Origin of the sequence: Streptomyces sp. AP-93 (genome assembly GCF_022808175.1) — a bacterium.
Lineage (GTDB): Bacteria > Actinomycetota > Actinomycetes > Streptomycetales > Streptomycetaceae > Streptomyces.
The window spans coordinates 27,591-44,811 of the sequence record NZ_JALGBX010000043.1 but is presented as its reverse complement, the minus strand read 5'-3'; the positions used below and the strand labels follow the sequence as shown (position 1 = coordinate 44,811).

Sequence of the window (17,221 nt, the reverse complement as noted above, 5' to 3'; positions counted from 1 at the left end):
CCGATCAACCAGTCAAGCGGTCACTAACCGCCTACGATCACTGACCGCAACGACACCCCTTGGACTCATTCATCTAGTGTTCCTCGGGCCGGGCTCCCGCCCGGGCTGTCGTCCCCGGCGCCCGGCCATCGCCCCGCCGCCGCCCTGCCGTCGCCCCGAGGAGCAGTCATGACCCGCGCCGCGAAGGCCGTTTACGCCGTCCTCGCCACCCTCTTACTGGCCGCGCCGGCGCCGGCCGTCACCGCGTCGGCGAGCTCGGAGCCGGGCCGGGCCCAAGCCCGGGACCGTACCCCGGCCCCCGCCCCGGCCCCCGAGGTGAGACCGACCCCCCGGGCGGCCGGTGTACGGGGCCTGGAGATAGCCGTCCCGGCCTACGTCTGGGCCGACGACCCGATGCTCGTCGATCTCACCGCCACCAGCCCCGCCGCCTCGGTCGTGGTCCTCAACCCGGGCAACGGCGACTCCCCGTTCGACGCCCCCTGGCGGGCCCGCGCCGACGTCCTGCGCACCGGCACCACCGCCACCGGCGAGAAGACCAAGGTGCTCGGCTACGTCCACACCGACCACGGCAACCGCGACATCGCCGCGGTCAAGGCCTCCGTGGACAACTACCTGAAGACTCCCGACGGCCGCCTCCACGTGGACGGCATCTTCTTCGACGTCGTCAGCCGCGACTGCGGCCCGGCCGACGCCGTCCGCGACCACTACGCGGAGCTCCGTGGCTACGTGCAGGACACCATGGAAGCCATCGCCCCCGGCACGGCGGACCTCGTCGTCAACAACCCGGGTACGGCCATCGCCGACTGCTTCCTGGAGCCCGGCCACCGCACCGCCGACGTCTTCGTCACCTTCGAGGACACGTACGCGGCCTACGCGGGTACCGGCTGGCTCGGCGGCAACGTCTTCAACGCGCTCACCGGCTACCGCTCCGGCGCCGAACTCGACCCCAGCGGCACCGCGTTCTGGCACCTCGTACACGACGTCCCGGACGCCCCCGCGATGCGCGCGACGCTCCGCACGGCCTTCGAACGCGGCGCGGGCTACGCCTACGCCACCAGCGCGCGCATGCCGAACCCCTGGGACGCCCAGCCCGGTTGGAAGTACCGCGCCCAGACCTGGTACGCCTCAACCCTGGGCTGAGCCGCACCCCGTCCGCCCGACGGCGGTGATCTCGACGGTACGGCCGTCGGGGTCCACGAGCCGGTGGCGGCCCGGGGCGAGCGGCGGACTGGTGACCTCCGCGTCGACGGCCAGCCCCAGGCCCAGCCGCAGGGCGCCGGTGAGACGGTCGTCGCGGGCCGGGTAGAGCTCGAGGACCAGGCCGTCCGGGAGGACGGCCGCGTAGTGCTCCGGTCCGCGCCCGTGGCGTTCCGCGGTGAACGCAAGGCCCAGGTCCGCGTAGAACCGGCGGCAGTCCTCCAACCGCGGTGTGTACAGCACCAGGAGCGAGACCCGGACGGTGGACGTCCGCCCGTCACCGCCGGGAACGCCGGCCTCCGCCGACGACGCGGGCCGCACGGCCGGGGAGTCCGTGCCGCCCGGTCCAGGAGCATCCGGGGCCCTGTCAGCCACCGTTCTCCGGGCGGCGGGTGAAGCGCCACAGGACGTGGGTGATCCGGAGCAGGAACACCGCCGCGGCCAGGGCGCCGCCCACCGTCGCAAGGGTTCGGCCGGCGGCGGGGGAGAGGTCGAAGGCCAGGGCGGGGGCGTACAGCGCCGCGAAGGTGAGTCCGGCCGCGAAAGCGCCGCTGACGAAGGCGTACACGATCTCGATGGTGATCGCGTCCCGGTCGGCCTGACTGCGTTGTTCCATGCACGCAGTCTCTCCGCGCGGGACGCACCGCCACAAGGGTGCCCCCGGTGCGGCGGGCCGCCGCACCGGGGTTTCGCGGGCCGAGGGGTCAGATTCCGGCCGTTTCCACCCAGAGCCGGGCCAGTTCCGCGTCGCCCGTCACACCCGGTCCGGTGAGCGGCTGCCGGTTCCACAGCGCCGAGTAGAGCCAGGCGGCCTCGCCCGTCAGCGTGCAGTCGGCCTCCGCGCCGTCCGTGCCGTCTGCCGATCCGCGCACCGTGCGCGCCGGCTCCTGGGACAGGTGTACGGTCCATACCGCGCCCGTGTCGGAGGCCCGTACCCGCATCACCCGCGGCTCCGCCGTCCGTACCCGGCTCTGCGGCCGCGCGTGGAACCCGGTCAGCAGCTCGTCCACCCCGTCCTCCGCGAAGGCGGGATCCACCGGCCCGAAGGGCACGCCCAGCGCGGCTTCCGCGTCCATCCGGTGCACGGTGGTCTCGTGTGCCTGGCGCCGCGCCCAGAAGGCCAGCGGCGAAGGCGGCGCGGTCGGCAGGAAGGTCCAGCACTGCGCGTCGGCCGACGTGCCGGTCAGCGTCCGCACCAGCGTCGCGTGGCCCTCGCGGAACCAGGCCAGCAGTTCCGCGCCCACCAGCTCCGGAGCCTCCGGGAACGGCGCCCGCTCGGTCAGGCCCTGCGCCACGTACCCGGTGGCCCAGCGGTGCACGGAGCCGGTGTGGCGCAGCAGGTCGGCGACCCGCCACTGGGGGCAGGTGGGCACCAGGGCGTCCGTACCGGCCCGTTCAGCGGTGTCGGCGAGCTGCTCGCCCTCGCGGGCCACGGTCTTCACATAGCTGATGATCTCCATGCCGGGAGTCTCGCAGCCGCCCGCGGGGACGCACAACGATGGATGATGGAGGTCGCGGAGCGGGCTGTAGAGGAGGCGCTGGTGGTCATGGAGCATCCGGGAGGCGAGCTTTTCCCGCGCGAGCGGACCGAGATCGTGCCCGGCGCCGTGCACGTGCCCGACTGGCTGGGGCCCGGGCGGCAGCGGGAGTTGGTGGAAGCCTGCCGGGGATGGGCCCGGCCGCCCGCCGGGCTGCGGACGGTGCGCACCCCCGGCGGGGGGACGATGACCGCCCGCCAGGTGTGCCTGGGGCTGCACTGGTACCCGTACGGGTACGCGCCCACGGCCGTCGACGGGGACGGCGCGCCGGTCAAGGCGATGCCCGACTGGCTCGCACGGCTGGGACGCAGCGCCGTGGCCGCCGCTTACGGGCAGGCTCCGGATCCGGCCGTCGCGTACGACATCGCCTTGGTCAACTTCTACGAGGGCGACTCCCGCATGGGCATGCACTGGGACGCCGAGGAGCGCTCCGAAGCCCCCGTGGTCTCGCTGAGCCTGTGTGATTCCTGCCTCTTCCGCTTCGGCAACACCGCCTCGCGCGGGCGTCCGTATCGGGACCTTGAGCTGCGCAGCGGGGATCTGTTCGTCTTCGGCGGGCCGGTCCGACGGGCCTTTCACGGGGTGCCGGAAGTCCTGCCCGGCACCGCTCCGCCGGACCTCGGGCTGACCGGGCGGCTGAACATCACGCTGCGGGTCGGCGGGATACGCAAAGAGGTGTTCCGTAATTCCGGTACGATCGCCGAGTCCCGTGAGGGGTAGGGCGAGAAGACGCCCCGTGGGAGTCAACCGCATCGTGTCTGTCCCCGGCTTGCCGGTACGGATCACGCGGCAGCACGGCGTTTGGGCTGTGCCTCTGCTCCCCGAATGCCGGACCAGCGCCCTGAGCGACCCCGGATGAGCCGCCTCCGGGCGACCACGCCGGACAGCCCAGGAACCGCCCCGGCTGCAATCCGTTGTCCCGACAGGAATAACGGATCAAGTCTTGGCGGGCGGCGTCCTCGATGCTTCGACCATGCGAGGATCGCTGTCATGAACGGCAACGGGGCCCCGCGGAAGGCGGGGGATGTGACCACGGTGTCCGCTGGGACGCACGGGGCCGACAGGACCGAAGCGTCCACCACCTCCGCGCGGACCAAGCTGGAGCGGGGCCGTGGCGCGCTCGGGCCGGCGCTGGAGCTCGTCCACACCGGCCGGGCCCCGACCCGCGCGGTCCTGACGGCCGAGCTCGGCGTCACGCGCGCCACCGCCGGCGCCGTCGCCGCCGAGCTGGAGGCGCTCGGCCTGATCCGCGTGGACTCCCGCCCCGGCGGGGCCGGCGGAACCCAGGGCCGCCCTTCGCACCGGCTCTCCGTGGACGAGAACGGCCCGGTGGCCCTGGCGGCGCAGGTGCACTCGGACGGGTTCCGGGCCGCCCTGGTCGGCCTCGGCGGCCGGATCGTCGCCACGGCTCCCGGAAGGGTGCCCGTGTCGGCCGACCCCGCGCAGGTGCTCGGCGCGGTCGTCGAAGCCGGGGCCGCGCTGCTCGCGCAGACCGGCCGGCGCTGCATCGGCGCCGGCCTCGCGGTGCCCTCGGCGGTCGCGGAGCCGGAGGGTACGGCCCTGAACCCGCTGCACCTGGCCTGGCCGGCCGGGTCCCCGGTCCGGGCCATCTTCGCCGACTGCGTGAAGGAGGCCGGCATCGACGGCCCGGCGCTGACCGGCAACGACGTGAACCTCGCCGCGCTCGCCGAGCACCGCCACGGCGCAGGCCGCAGCGCGCAGCACCTGCTGTGCGTGGCCACCGGGCACCGCGGGGTCGGCGGGGCGCTGGTTCTGGACGGCCGTCTGCACAGCGGGAGTTCGGGCCTGGCCCTGGAGGTCGGCCACCTCACCGTGAACCCGGAAGGGCGCCCCTGCCACTGCGGCAGTCGCGGTTGCCTCGACGTGGAGGCCGACCCGCTGGCCTTCCTCACCGCCGCCGGGCGCACCCCGGGCCCCGAGGTGTCCCTGCTCCAGCAGGCCCGCGACCTGCTGCGCGAGGAGGCCGCGGACCCCGGGGTACGGGCGGCCACCGAGGAGCTCATCGACCGGCTCGGCCTGGGCCTCGCGGGCCTGGTCAACATCCTGAATCCGGACCGCATCATCCTGGGCGGACTCCACCGAGAGCTGCTCTACGCCGACCCCGAGCGGCTGCGCGCGGTGGTCGCGGACCGCAGCCTGTGGGGGCGCAGCGGCGGCGTGCCGATCCTGCCCTGCACGCTCGACCACAACAGCCTGGTCGGCGCCGCCGAGCTGGCGTGGCAGCCGGTGCTGGACGACCCGCTCGGGACCCTGGGCGCGGCGGCTTAGGCCGTCTGTCCTGACGGCCCCTCCGGGCGGCTGCGGCGGCCGGAGGCTACCCGGGCCGGGCGCCGACCGAGGCGGTCACCGACAGGCCGGCGGAGACCGGCTCGGGAGGTGCGGCGGCGGGCGGGGCCGGCGCGGGGTCCCGTACGGCCTTCTTCTCGGGCGGCGACGCCGGTTTCTCGGCCAGGAGCACCGGGTGGCGCTCCGGTGCGGCCGGGCCGGGGGTGGCGCGCAGGGAGAACCACACCACCTTGCCCGGGCAGTCGTCCTGCCGCCGGGCGCCCCACGCCTCGCTCAGCGCCTCCACGAGCGCGAGCCCGCGTCCGGAGGTCTCCAGGGCGTCGACAGGGGCAACGTCCGCGGGGCGAGCGGCCCCACAAGCCCCGGCGGCCCCGGAATCCCGGAGCATCGGGAGGCGGGGGTCGCTGTCGTAGACGGAGACCGTCAGCCGGCCGAGGCGGAGCTCGATCTCGACCGTGCAGGTCTTGTCCGGCTGCGCATGGCGGTGGACATTGCTGAGCAGCTCCGTCACGCCGAGCGCAGCCCGGTCTATGAGCGGATCGAGCTGCCAGTGGCGCAGTTGCGCCGAAACGATTCGGCGGATCTGTCCGATCCGCAAGGGCAGGGCCTGCAGTTCGACGACGCAGTGCCTGCGGGAATGACTGATCACGGCTGCGACTCCCCGACATCAGTGTTACGGGTGCTGCACCCTCGGTGACGCCTCCCCAGGGTCACCCACAGTGGGCCGGTGTGCAACCGAACGCGATCGAAAGCGATTCGCATAGATACCCAAAGTGACCGTTTGTGCAGGTGGGCGGGGTACATTTCGAAAGCGGGCGGTGCGCAGACACGCCCGGCGCGCACTCGGGACCTCGGGAAGTACGAAGGAGCACGGCGCATGAGCACCACCACCGGTACGACCGCCACGACCATCGACGTCGACCGCAGCGACGCGGACTACCGCGCTTGGCTGAAAGAGGCCGTCCGCAAGGTGCAGGCGGACGCGAACCGCTCCGCCGACACCCACCTGCTGCGCTTCCCGCTCCCGGAGGCCTGGGGCATCGACCTCTACCTCAAGGACGAGTCCACCCACCCGACGGGCTCCCTCAAGCACCGCCTCGCCCGCTCCCTGTTCCTCTACGCCCTCTGCAACGGCTGGATCCGCCCCGGCCGCCCCGTCATCGAGGCCTCGTCCGGTTCCACCGCCGTCTCGGAGGCGTACTTCGCCAAGCTGATCGGCGTCCCGTTCATCGCCGTCATGCCGCGTACGACGAGCCCCGAGAAGTGCCGGCTCATCGAGTTCCACGGCGGCGCATGCCACTTCGTCGACGACTCGATGAAGATGTACGAGGAGTCGGCCGAGCTCGCCGCCCGCACCGGCGGCCACTACATGGACCAGTTCACGTACGCGGAGCGGGCGACGGACTGGCGCGGCAACAACAACATCGCCGAATCGATGTACCAGCAGCTGCGGTTGGAGCGTTACCCCGAGCCCGCCTGGATCGTGGCCACGGCCGGCACCGGCGGCACCTCCGCGACGATCGCGCGCTACGTGCACTACATGCAGCACGACACCCGCATCTGCGTCCCGGACCCGGAGAACTCCTGCTTCTTCGACGGCTGGACCCGGGGTGACCCGCACGCCACCAGCGACTGCGGCTCGCGCATCGAGGGCATCGGCCGGCCCCGGATGGAGCCGAGCTTCGTCCCCGGGGCCATCGACCGGATGATGCGGGTGCCGGACGCCGCGAGCGTCGCCGCGTGCCGTGCGCTGGAGGGGGTGATCGGCCGCAAGGCGGGCGGTTCCACCGGTACCGGGGTGTGGAGCGCACTGAAGATCATCTCGGAGATGGTGGCGGAGGGCCGCACGGGCAGCGTCGTGACCCTGCTCTGTGATGGGGGCGAGCGCTACCTCGACAAGTACTACTCCGACGCGTGGCTGGCGGAGCAGGGGCTCGACATCGCCCCGTACGCGCGGACGCTCGAGACCATGCTCGCGACCGGTGTCTGGAGCGAGCCCGTCAGCTGAAACGTTTTCCCTGGCCGGTGCCGGGCCGGCTGGCTACGCTGTGCTGACTTTGGGGTGCGGCGGCGCGGGGTGGGGAGCCATGGCGGAGTTCACGGGCGACGGTACGGGCGTACGGGGCCAAGGCGGAGGCGGCGAGGCGGCGTTGGCCTGTCCCCGCTGCGGCCGGGAGGACCAGGTGCTCGGCGTGTCCGCCGCGTACCTGCGGGCGAAAGCCAAGCTGAGCGTGGAGAGCAAGGGGGGCGACGGCGACAACGTCACGACCCGGGAGGAGAACTCGGCGCTCGCCAAGGCCCTCGCGATCGCCCCGGACGAGCCGGACGACAGCACCTTGGGCTGCCTCGGGGCGCTGCTCGTCCTCGTGTCGATCGGCGCGTTCATCTGGGGTGCCGTCGCGGGGAAGTGGTTCGAGAGCGACACGGTCCCACGGTTCTACGGGGGTGACGGCGACCTCCCCTTCGGGGTCGAGGACTCCACGACCTACCTGGGATGGATCTCCGCGGCCTCGCTGCTCGTGGGCCCCCTCCTGATGGCCCTGGCGGGCCGGGCCGTACGGGTCTGGCGCCGCCGGACCGAACCAGGCCGGGTGGCCGCCGACCGGGTCTGGGCGGAGGGCTGGTACTGCGGCCGCTGCGGTGTGGTCCACTTCGCGGGCGAACGGGCCATGAGCTTGCAGGAGTTCCGGACCCGGGTCTGGTCGGCGGGCGGCTACGGGGACCTGGCCGTGCGGCACCCCGCGGTCTGAAGGAACCGCGACGGGCCGGATGCCGCCCGCCGCCGTCGAGTGCCCCGGCCGGCTCGTCCGATCAGCCCCGCGCCGCCAGCCGCAGGTCCAGCGCGCGGACCGCCGAGCGGAACGAGTGGCCGAGTCCCGGCCGCGCCGCGGCCAGGGCGAGGCGTACGGGGGCCGGACCGTCCGCCGCGAAGGTCCACTGGACGTGGGTGCCGGAGCCGGAGGGGGTGAGGCGCCACTCCTCCAGCAGGGCCCGTATGCCGGGGGCGTTGGTCTCGTCGACCCGGTACGCGTAGCGCCGCTCCGGATCCGCGGCCATGATCGTCTCCAGGAACCGGACCCCGCCCGCCAGTTTGATCTCGCGCCCGGCGCCCCCGTGGGTGGGCCGGGCCAGGGTGACCGCCCGGAACCAGCGCGGCCAGCCCTCGACCTCCTCCGCCAGCGCCCGGTACACGTGCTCGGGAGCCGCCGTGGTCCGGCCGGTGAAGGCCAGGCGGGTGGGGGCGACCTCGATGAAGTCCATTCCTACGGGGCGGAGTCGACGGGCCATGGAGGAACTCCCTCGGTTGGGCGGACGGTCGGCTGCATCCGGTCGCACCCGGTGGAATCCGGTGGCATCCGGCGGCGTCCGGCGGCGTCCGGGCGGGCTGTCACCCTAGCTGTCGGTCCGTCAGTTGTCCGCCGCGGGGGTGACGAACCCGTTTCGCCGACCGGGTCCCGGCCGGGACAATGCCGTACATGCTTATCAGAGCAGCGCACATCGACGAGCTGTCCCTCCTGCAGGACATCGAGAGGGCCGCCGGGGAATGCTTCCGGACCATCGGCATGCCGGAGATCGCCGACGACGAACCGGTTCCGCTGGAGGAACTCCACGGCCACCTGCGGGCCGGACTGGCCTGGGTCGCGGCCGAGGGCGCCGGGACGGGGAACCCCGTCGGCTATCTCCTCGCCGACCGCGTCGACGGGAACCTCCACGTCGAGCAGGTGTCGGTGCACCCGGACCGCGCCCGCCGCCGCATCGGCCGGTCCCTGCTGGAACACCTCGCGGAGCGGGCCCGGGCGGAAGGCGCCCCCGCGCTGACCCTCACGACCTTCACCGACGTCCCGTGGAACGCCCCGTACTACGTCCGGTGCGGCTTCCGGACCCTGGACGAGAGCGGCCTCGGCCCCGGCCTGCGGGACATCCGCGACCGCGAGGCCGTGCACGGGCTCGCCCGCTGGCCCCGGGTGTGCATGCGCCGGGACCTGCTCGCGGGACATCGAACCCTGGGGACGGCCTCCGGTCAGAGCTCCGGAAGGTCCGCCGGGTAGAGCAGGGTGAGGTCGTCCTTGCTCGGCTCCGACAGCTGCGCGACCCGCCCCGCGTGCCGCTCGACCATCGACTCGAAGGTCTGGCGCGCGGTGCGGCCGTTCCCGAAGGCGGGTCCCTTGGGCAGGTCGGTGAAGTAGGTCAGCAGTGCATCGGAGGTCTTCTCGCCGAGCAGGTACTCGTGCTCCTCGGCCTGCTGCTCCACGATCCGCAGCAGCTCCCCGGGCCCGTAGTCCCCGAACGTGATGGTCCGGGAGAAGCGGGAGGCCACCCCGGGGTTCACGGTGAGGAAGCGGTCCATCTCCGCCGTGTACCCGGCGACGATCACCACCACCGCGTCCCGGTGGTCCTCCATCAGCTTCACCAGCGTGTCGATCGCCTCGCGCCCGAAATCGCGGCCCGAGTCCTCGGGCGCCAGCGCGTACGCCTCGTCGATGAACAGCACCCCGCCGCGCGCCCGGTCGAAGGCCTCCTGCGTGCGGATCGCGGTGGACCCGATGTGCTCGCCGACCAGGTCGACCCGGGACACCTCCACGAGGTGGCCGCGCTCCAGCACTCCGAGGGAGGCCAGGATCTCCCCGTACAGCCGGGCCACGGTGGTCTTGCCGGTGCCGGGAGAGCCGGTGAAGACCAGGTGGCGGCGGACCGAGGCGGCCTTGAGCCCCGCCTGCTGCCGGCGCCGGCCGACCTCGATCATGTCGGTGAGCGCGCGGACCTCGCGTTTGACGCTGTCCAGCCCCACCAGCGCGTCGAGGTGCCCCAGTACCTCGACCGAACCGCGGGCCGCGGGCTGCCCGCCGGTCGCCGCCGCGTCCGTCTCGTCGGCCGGCCGCTGGGCCGGCACCCGCTCGGCCGTGCCCGCAGCAGCTACGGAGCCCGGCGCGGCCGATACCGTACGGATCCCCGTACGCTCCCCGGCCGCCGCCACCCCCGCACCCGGGCCGGCGCCCGGGCCGGCGCCCGGGCCGGCACCCGAGCCGGCGCCCGGGCCGGCACCCGAGCCGGCGCCCGGGCCGGCGCCCAGGCCGGAGGCGGACCGGGCGGCGAGGCGCGGTCCGGACTCGTCGCTCGTGCAGTCCTCGGCGGCCGGGCCGTCCTCCGCGAACTCGTAGCCCCCGCGCGCGCAGCGCTCGGTGTGGCAGCGGTGCAGGGAGGTCCGGCAGCCGTCGATGACGTGGAAACCGAAGCCCGCGCTGCCCGTGACCCGGCACGCCGTGAAGGTGCCGCGCCCGCCCGCCGACACGTAGAACCCGGCTTCGGCGGGGGAACTGACCGTGCAGCGCTCCAGCGTGGGATCCGCGCCCTTGGTGACGATCACGCCGGTCTGGACGGAGTCGATGGTGCAGTTGGCGAGCGTGCCGCCGCTGCCGTGGTCGCGGAACCAGGCCCCCGTGGCCGCCTCCCGGATCCGGCAGTCGTCCAGCTGGGCCGTCGCTCCGTCGCTCACCGAGACGGCGGTGTTGCGCACTTGGGAGATGTCGCTGTCCACGACGTCCACCCGCGAACCCCGGTCCAGTACGAACAGGGCGTCCGGTACGTCGTGCACCCGGCAGGAGTCCAGCGAGACCCCGGCCCCGTCGCTGATCCAGACGGCCGGATAGTCGCCGGTGCTGTCGTGGATCTCGCAGGAGTCGGCGACGACGCGGGTGCCCGGATCCCACACGGACAGGCCGTTGCGGCCGAAGCGGCGCACGGTGGTGCGGCTGAGCGTGAGCACGGAGCGCGAGCGCAGGTCCACCGCGTTCTCCGGGATGTCGTGGATGTCGCAGCCGGCGAGCGTGAGGACGGCGTCCGTGTCGAGGGTGACCCCGTCGGCCGAGGTGCGGTGGACCGCGCAGTCGGTGAGCACGGCCGTGGCCCGCGCGGCGATCTGCACGCCGGCGCCCTTGATCTCGTAGACCTCGCAGCCCAGCGCCTCCAGGCCAGAACCGTCGCCGGTCACGGCGATGCCGGCGCCCGTGGCGTGGTGGATCCGGCAGCGCTCGAGCCGGGGGCGGCCACCGCCGCGCACGGAGACCCCGGTCTGGCCGGCGGCCACGACCTCGCAGTCGGCGAACACCCCGCCGCCGCCGTCCAGTACGGCGATGCCGGCTCCGGCGGAATTCTCCACCGTGCAGCGCCGGACCAAGGGCCGGGCGCCGCTCCCGCGGACCTCGATGCCGGCCGCCGAGCGGGTGCTCACCCGCAGGTCGGTGAGCTCGGGGGAGCCGTCCTCGACGAGCAGCGCGGGCGCCGTGGGGTCCTGGCCCTCCAGGTGGAGGTCCTGGATGACGGCCGAGGCCCGGACGGTCAGCGCGACCCCGTCGAGCGGTGCGATCCGCACCGAACCGAGCGAGCCCTCCGGACCGCGCAGGGTCACGGCGTGGTGCAGCACCAGATTCTCCCGGTACGTGCCGGGAGCGATGGACAGGACGTCGCCGTCGCCCGCCACGGCCAGCGCGGCGGTCAGCGTCGGATAATCACCGGAGCGGCGACGCCACCGCGAGGAACCGCCGTGCGTCACCTGGACCGTGCCCTGAGCCATGGTGCTGTCGTGCCCCCACCCTCGTGTTCCGTATGTCCGCCTGCTGGTCGTCCGCGGGCCGAAACCGTCCGCGTGTCCGACCGTGTACGTGTCCTGCCGTGTACGTGTTACGTGTCCTGCCGTGTTGCGTGTCCCGCCGTGTACCTGTACTGCCGTGCGCGCCCTGCCGTGCGGGGCCCGCGCCGCCGCACCGTCCGCCCCGATCTCCCGGCCGTTTCGACCGCCCCGATCGGAGCAGCCGCTCCGGCGCTCCACCGTAGCGCGCGCGGGGCCGGTGAGTTGCCAGGTCAGCTGCCCGCGCCCGCCCGGCCCCAGTCCGGTCCCGCCGCGGCCCATGCGCGGTCCAGCCGGATGTACCGCCGATGCATGAGCCTTCGTACGACCAGGCGGCGAAGCGTCTCCACCAGTGCGGCGATGCCCAGGGCCGCCGCGAGCCCCGCCACGCCCGCGTGGAAACTGGCGGAGGAGGGGTCGAGGGGCTGTCCGACCAGGCGGCCGTGCGTATCGGTCCATATCCGGAACCGGTCGCCGGGACGCGGCGGTTCCTCCGCGGCCGGCACCGTGCCCTGGTGGTTGCTGCCGTCGGGCGCCGTCCACGACGCGACGATCTGCGTACGCTGCGGGGTCTGGCGCTGCGCCGCCGGATCGGTGGCCGCGCCGAGGAGCGGATCCGGTGTCGGCCGCACCACCACCGCCGGTACGAGATGGCGCTCGCTCCGCTGTTCGCGCACGGCCCGCTGCAGCGTGCCGTCCACCCGCAGGCCGGCTGCCCAGCCGATGGCCGGAGCCACCAACAGGACGCACACCAGCGCCGCGAAGGCCACCCAGGCCTCGAATAGATCCGTCTGGCGGCGTAGCGGATTGCGCCGCCAGCGCCACACTCCCATTGCTGTCCGCACGGTCCGGCTCCCCCTACTTGTGCCAGTCTGCGCCTGCCTGCCGTCCCAGCCTCCCGCATGCCCCGGCCACCCGCATTCCGGGACGCGCGAGACGTGTGTCACCCGGTCCGGTGCTCACGTCTCGAATGTTCCAACGGGCAAGCAGTGGCGGTTGGTTCCAGGGTGAGGCCAGAGCCCCTCGAAGGTGTCAATCCGGGTGGTCTCACCGGCCCCCTGGAGGCGGCTCCGTCCCTGCGGACGCACTCACGCCAGGACGCGCACCTCGTCGCCGACCCGCAGCGTCCCCAGCCGCACCGGCACCAGCAGCCGCCCGAAGGCCAGGGACTTCCCGATCCGCCGGTGCCTGGCCAGGGTCTGGAGCGGCTCCTTGCCCCGTACCGCCGTCGTCTGGTCGGTGGTCGTCACGACACAGCGTCCGCACTCGCGCGCCCCGCGGAAGACGGCGTCGCCGATCGCGACGCGCTCCCAGCCGTCCTCGGCCCACGCCTCGGCTCCGGACACCACCACGTTCGGGCGGAACCGGTTCATCGGGAGGGGACCCTCGTCAGGATGGTTCCCCCGGGCGATCAGCGCGTTCAGCGCGTCCAGGGAGGCGAGGGTGGCGATCAACAGCGGATAGCCGTCGGCGAGGCTCACGGTCTCGCCGGGCAGGGCGTACTCGGGATCCACCGGCCGCCGTACGGCCGGGTCGTCCAGGTGCACCAGGTGTGCCGGTACGCCCAGGTACGCGGTGAACCAGTCGGCGGCGGCTTCCGCCGCCGCCACGGTCTCGATCTTCTTGCCGAAGAGCACCACCGGCTCCAGCGGACCCCGCTCCGGGACCTCCACCGTCAGATCCGCCATGCCCGGCGCCGAGACCTCGAACCCGCCGCCCCCCAGCGGACGGGCCCGCGCCAAGGCCAGCCTCGGCTGCTGGCGTTGGGTGATGACCGTGCCCTCCCCGTCCACCACCGCCCATCGGCGGTCGCCGGACAGACCCCAGGGCTCCACGGCCACCTCGTCGGGTGCCGTCCCCGCCACCGATTTGACGGGATGGACGTGGAGCGCCTGGACACGCAGTTTCACCATGGGGAAATACTGCCAGCCGCCCTCACGGACTCCGCGGCGACCTCGTCGAAGGGGGCCGGCCGGGCGCGGCGGTCAGTAACCGCGCCCCTGAGGCTGGTACGGACGTCCGTACGGGTCCTCGAACGAGGCGGCCGGCACGGGCGCGGGCTGCGCCTGCATCGGACGCGGCGCGGCCGGGCGCATCGCCTCGTACCCGGTGCTCGTGGCGACCGGGCGGGGCTGCTGCGGCTGGGGCTGCGGGACGTAACCCGTGCGGGCCGCGAACGGCTGCGGCTGCTGCGGGACGTACGGCACCGGCGCCTGCTGGAGCGGCATCGGCATCGACATGGGCTGCGGCATCGGCGGCATGTGCTGCATCTGCTGCATGTGCGGCATCTGCTGGGGTGCCGCCTGCTGCTGGTACGGGTACCCGTACGCCGGGGCCTGCTGCTGTTGTTGCGGGCGGGCGGGCGGCAGGGCGGGGAGCGCGGACGCGAGGGCCGGGAGGTACCCACCGCTCGAGTAGCCGGCGCTCGGTGAGTCGTAGGCGGCGGGCACCCGGATCGGGGCGATCTGCGGGGTCCCGCGTTCGGCGACGAGGGAGTCGTAGATAGGGGTGTCCGGGAAGGAGGGCGCGGAGTAGTAACCGCCGCCATAAGTGGAGCGGGGGGAGGTCATGGACCTAAGTTAAGCCCACGACTTCACCGGGTCCATAGCGAGGTGCCGTCAACACCGCCCTGACCTGCATATTCGCAGGTCAGGGCCACAGGTTTCACTTGACGTTCACGTGCACGATTTGGTCACTTCCGCCCCGTCTTGCGCCTACTCGTACTCGCCGGTTGGGTGTTGCACGGATCGTGCGCCGGTCTTGTGCTGACGAAGCGTCATAACCCACTGACCTCGGACGACGTGAAGGAGAAGGGCGGAGTCCGGTTTCAGGCGTCCTCGGGGCGGGCATAGGTACGTCCCTTCCATGCCGCTCCGCGTCCGCGGTAGTGCTGCACGGCCGAGTCGACGGTCATCAGGAGGTACAGCAGCGCGGTGAGCGGGAGGAGCGGCGCGAGGACCGCCGGCTGGCGGTAGTAGCGCAGCATCGGCAGGTAGGTGCCGGCCATCAGCATCCAGGCCAGGCCGCCGGCCCAGGCGACGGCGGGCCGGCCGGCGGCCAGGCCGGCGAGGAGCGCGGCCGGCGGCACGAGGTACACCAGGACCAGCCCGGCCACCGTCCCGGCCAGGAGCGCGGGGTGGTGGCGCAGTTGTGCGTAGGCGCTGCGCGAGACCATCCGCCACAGGTCCGCGAGGGAGGTGTACGGGCGCACGCTGTCCACCCGCTCCGCGAGCCCGAGCCAGATCCGCCCGCCGGTGCGCTGGACCGCCCGGGCGAGCGAGACGTCGTCGATGACGGCCTGCCGGATCGACTCCGGGACCCCGGCCCGCACGGCCGCCTCGGTGCGCAGCAGGACGCACCCGCCGGCGGCGGCCGCGGTGCGGGCGGCGGGGCGGTTGATCCAGCGGAAGGGGTAGAGCTGGGCGAAGAAGTACACGAAGGCCGGGACGATCAGCCGCTCCCAGACGCTGACGGCGCGCAGCCGGGCCATCTGGGAGACCAGGTCGAGGTCGGCCGCGGTCGCGGCGGAGACCAGCTCGCGCAGGCTGTCGGGTTCGTGGGCGATGTCGGCGTCGGTGAGGAGGAGGTAGTCGGGGGCGGGGCCCGGGCTGGAACCCGGGCTTGAACCGGGGATGGAATCCGGGCCGGGGTCAGGGGTGCAACCCGGGGCGGGGTCAGGGGTGCAACCCGGGCCGGGGTCAGGGGTGCAACCCGGGCCGGGGTCAGGGGTGCAACCCTGGGCGGAATCCGGGCCGCAACCGGGGTCGGGATCCGGGCCGGGATCCGGACTGGAGCCCAGGACGGAGCCGGCGCCGGAGCTGGTGTCGGAGCGGGCGCCGGAACGGGCGTGCGAGACGCCGGAGCGGGCGTGTGCGATGCCGTGCCGGAGTGCCCAGAGCTTGCCGGTCCAGCCGGCGCCGGGCTCGCCGGGGGAGAGGACCGTCAGGGGCAGCCCGGGGTGCGCGTCGGCGAGCCGACGGGCGAGGTCGGCCGTGCCGTCCGTACTGCCGTCGTCGACCAAGATGACCTCGGCCTCGCCGGGATAGTCCTGCGCGAGCAGCGAGGGCAGGCTGAGCGGCAGCACCTCGGCCTCGTCCCTGGCCGGGACCACGATCGCGACGGACGGCCAGCGGGCGGGGGCGTGCCGGGGCGGGAGGCGCGTATCGGTCCGCCAGAACATGCCTTGGCCGAGGGTGAGCCAGAGCCAGACGGCGAGCGAGGCGCACGCGGCGACGAGGAGGTAACCCATCCCGGCAGTGTGCCGGGACGGGCACCCCGGAGGGCGGCGGGACACCGGGGTCGGCGGCTCGGGTTGGGCCGGGGTCGCTGTGGGCCGGGGGCGGGCCGGCGGAATCGAGGCCGGGTGCGGGCGGCCGCTGCCCGACGGGCGCAGGACGGCAGGAGCGTGGGGGTGCCGCTTGTGCGGCGGGTGAGGGGCGCCGGTACGGCGTGGGGTGCGGGGCCGGTGCGAGGTCGGGTCCGGTGTGGGGCCCGGCGCCAGGTCGGGTCCGCTGTGGGGTCCGCTGTGGGTCCGGCGCGCGGCCGGGTCCGCTGTGGGGTCCGGCGCGAGGCCGGGTGGGGTGGTGGCGGTTCGCCGTGGGATCGGGAGTGGGGGCCGGTGGCCTTCTGCGGTGTGGGGCGGTGCTGAGGGTGGGGTGCGGTCCTGTTGCCCCGGGTGGGGTGGGGGGATCGATTAAGGTGACCAAGTGAAGATCGCCCTCATGGACTCCGGTATCGGCCTCCTCGCAGCGGCTGCCGCCATGCGACGGCTGCGGCCGGACGCGGACCTGGTGCTGTCCTGCGACCCCGACGGCATGCCCTGGGGTCCGAGGACCCCGCAGGACCTCACCGGGCGGGCCCTCGCCGTCGCGCGGGCCGCCGCCACGCACCGGCCGGACGCGCTGATCGTCGCCTGCAACACCGCTTCCGTCCACGCACTGCCCGCGCTGCGCGCCGCGCTGGAGCCCGCGATCCCGGTCATCGGGACCGTGCCGGCGATCAAGCCCGCCGCGGCCGCCGGAGGCCGCGTGGCCATCTGGGCCACCCCCGCCACCACCGGAAGCCCCTACCAGCGCGGCCTGATCCGCGACTTCGCCGACGGGGCGCGCGTCACCGAGGTGCCCTGCCCCGGTCTGGCCGACGCCGTCGAGGCGGGCGACGAGGCCGCCGTCGTACGGGCCGTCGCCGCGGCCGCCGAGCTGACCCCGCCCGACGTCACCGACGTGGTGCTCGGCTGCACCCACTACGAGCTGGTCGAAGCCCCCGTCCGGGCCGCCCTCGACCGGCGCACCGGCGGCGGCGCGTACGTCTTCCACGGCTCCGCCGAGCCCGTCGCCGTCCAGGCCCTGCGCCGGCTCGGCGCCCGCCCGGAGCCCGGTCTGCCGCACACCGGCAGCCTGACCGTCCTGCTCAGCGGCCGCCCCGGCACGCTCCCCGCGCCCGCCCTCGGGTACGCCGAAGGACGTCTGCTGGCCGGGCCGAGCGCCGGCGCCGTCGTCGGGGAAACCGTCGGGGGATCCCTCCAGGGGTGACCCCGGGGCGCGGACCTCCTCGC

General features: G+C 73.9%; 17 protein-coding genes. 7 read left to right on the top strand and 10 right to left on the bottom strand.

From position 1 onward, the window contains the following. The first annotated feature begins 168 nt into the window (after positions 1-168). On the top strand, positions 169-1,140 hold the full coding sequence (locus tag MTF69_RS40480) for a spherulation-specific family 4 protein (RefSeq protein WP_243341812.1): 972 nt from the start codon (positions 169-171) through the stop codon (positions 1,138-1,140). Here MTF69_RS40480 and MTF69_RS40475 read toward each other — a convergent pair. The 3 genes from MTF69_RS40475 to MTF69_RS40465 all read right to left on the bottom strand — a co-directional run bounded on the left by MTF69_RS40475 (position 1,126) and on the right by MTF69_RS40465 (position 2,657). Further along, a complete protein-coding gene (locus tag MTF69_RS40475) occupies positions 1,126-1,572 on the bottom strand; it encodes a hypothetical protein (protein ID WP_308401517.1) in 447 nt (148 codons plus the stop codon). The genes MTF69_RS40480 and MTF69_RS40475 overlap by 15 nt on opposite strands. After that, entirely contained in the window at positions 1,565-1,813 is a 249-nt protein-coding gene (locus MTF69_RS40470; RefSeq protein ID WP_243341811.1) for a DUF6332 family protein, read from the bottom strand. The genes MTF69_RS40475 and MTF69_RS40470 overlap by 8 nt, the downstream gene beginning before the upstream one ends. Positions 1,814-1,901: 88 nt before the next feature. Continuing rightward, the gene (locus tag MTF69_RS40465) at positions 1,902-2,657 is read right to left on the bottom strand and encodes a maleylpyruvate isomerase family mycothiol-dependent enzyme (protein WP_243341810.1); all 756 of its coding nucleotides are present in this window, start codon (positions 2,655-2,657) and stop codon (positions 1,902-1,904) included. Between the two features lie 45 nt (positions 2,658-2,702). On the opposite strand from MTF69_RS40465, the gene MTF69_RS40460 reads away from it, so the two are divergent. Both MTF69_RS40460 and MTF69_RS40455 read left to right on the top strand, forming a co-directional pair. Further along, a complete protein-coding gene (locus MTF69_RS40460) occupies positions 2,703-3,455 on the top strand; it encodes an alpha-ketoglutarate-dependent dioxygenase AlkB (protein ID WP_243341813.1) in 753 nt (250 codons plus the stop codon). Between the two features lie 270 nt (positions 3,456-3,725). Further along, positions 3,726-5,024 (top strand): ROK family protein, encoded by a 1,299-nt coding sequence (locus MTF69_RS40455; protein WP_243341809.1) that lies wholly within the window; start codon positions 3,726-3,728, stop codon positions 5,022-5,024. A 46-nt stretch (positions 5,025-5,070) separates the two neighbouring features. On the opposite strand, the gene MTF69_RS40450 is transcribed toward MTF69_RS40455, so the two are convergent. Beyond that, entirely contained in the window at positions 5,071-5,691 is a 621-nt protein-coding gene (locus MTF69_RS40450; protein ID WP_243341808.1) for an ATP-binding protein, read from the bottom strand. Positions 5,692-5,919: 228 nt separating this feature from the next. Here MTF69_RS40450 and MTF69_RS40445 point away from each other — a divergent pair, with 228 nt between their 5' ends. Then, positions 5,920-7,050 carry a PLP-dependent cysteine synthase family protein gene (locus MTF69_RS40445; RefSeq protein ID WP_243341807.1) on the top strand — a complete coding sequence of 377 codons (1,131 nt, stop codon included), beginning with the start codon at positions 5,920-5,922 and terminating at the stop codon, positions 7,048-7,050. A gap of 79 nt (positions 7,051-7,129) precedes the next feature. After that, complete coding sequence (locus MTF69_RS40440) at positions 7,130-7,792, top strand: hypothetical protein (protein ID WP_243341806.1); 663 nt, start codon at positions 7,130-7,132, stop codon at positions 7,790-7,792. Positions 7,793-7,853: 61 nt separating this feature from the next. On the opposite strand, the gene MTF69_RS40435 is transcribed toward MTF69_RS40440, so the two are convergent. Then, on the bottom strand, positions 7,854-8,330 hold the full coding sequence (locus MTF69_RS40435; protein WP_243341805.1) for an SRPBCC family protein: 477 nt from the start codon (positions 8,328-8,330) through the stop codon (positions 7,854-7,856). 188 nt (positions 8,331-8,518) lie between these two features. Between MTF69_RS40435 and MTF69_RS40430 the strand changes: the two genes are divergently transcribed. Continuing rightward, positions 8,519-9,091 (top strand): GNAT family N-acetyltransferase, encoded by a 573-nt coding sequence (locus MTF69_RS40430; RefSeq protein ID WP_243341804.1) that lies wholly within the window; start codon positions 8,519-8,521, stop codon positions 9,089-9,091. Here MTF69_RS40430 and MTF69_RS40425 read toward each other — a convergent pair. The 5 genes from MTF69_RS40425 to MTF69_RS40405 all read right to left on the bottom strand — a co-directional run bounded on the left by MTF69_RS40425 (position 9,064) and on the right by MTF69_RS40405 (position 15,916). Beyond that, positions 9,064-11,613 carry a right-handed parallel beta-helix repeat-containing protein gene (locus tag MTF69_RS40425; RefSeq protein WP_243341803.1) on the bottom strand — a complete coding sequence of 850 codons (2,550 nt, stop codon included), beginning with the start codon at positions 11,611-11,613 and terminating at the stop codon, positions 9,064-9,066. The two genes, MTF69_RS40430 and MTF69_RS40425, sit on opposite strands and share 28 nt — an antisense overlap. Before the next feature lie 287 nt (positions 11,614-11,900). After that, on the bottom strand, positions 11,901-12,512 hold the full coding sequence (locus MTF69_RS40420; RefSeq protein ID WP_243341802.1) for a hypothetical protein: 612 nt from the start codon (positions 12,510-12,512) through the stop codon (positions 11,901-11,903). A gap of 243 nt (positions 12,513-12,755) precedes the next feature. Then, the gene (locus tag MTF69_RS40415; protein WP_243341801.1) at positions 12,756-13,580 is read right to left on the bottom strand and encodes an MOSC domain-containing protein; all 825 of its coding nucleotides are present in this window, start codon (positions 13,578-13,580) and stop codon (positions 12,756-12,758) included. A gap of 72 nt (positions 13,581-13,652) precedes the next feature. After that, entirely contained in the window at positions 13,653-14,237 is a 585-nt protein-coding gene (locus tag MTF69_RS40410) for a DUF6643 family protein (RefSeq protein ID WP_243341800.1), read from the bottom strand. Between the two features lie 257 nt (positions 14,238-14,494). Beyond that, positions 14,495-15,916, bottom strand: coding sequence for a glycosyltransferase (locus MTF69_RS40405; RefSeq protein ID WP_243341799.1), 1,422 nt, complete (start codon positions 15,914-15,916; stop codon positions 14,495-14,497). A gap of 457 nt (positions 15,917-16,373) precedes the next feature. Here MTF69_RS40405 and MTF69_RS40400 point away from each other — a divergent pair, with 457 nt between their 5' ends. Next, the gene (locus tag MTF69_RS40400) at positions 16,374-17,198 is read left to right on the top strand and encodes a glutamate racemase (protein WP_243341798.1); all 825 of its coding nucleotides are present in this window, start codon (positions 16,374-16,376) and stop codon (positions 17,196-17,198) included. Positions 17,199-17,221 lie beyond the last annotated feature (23 nt).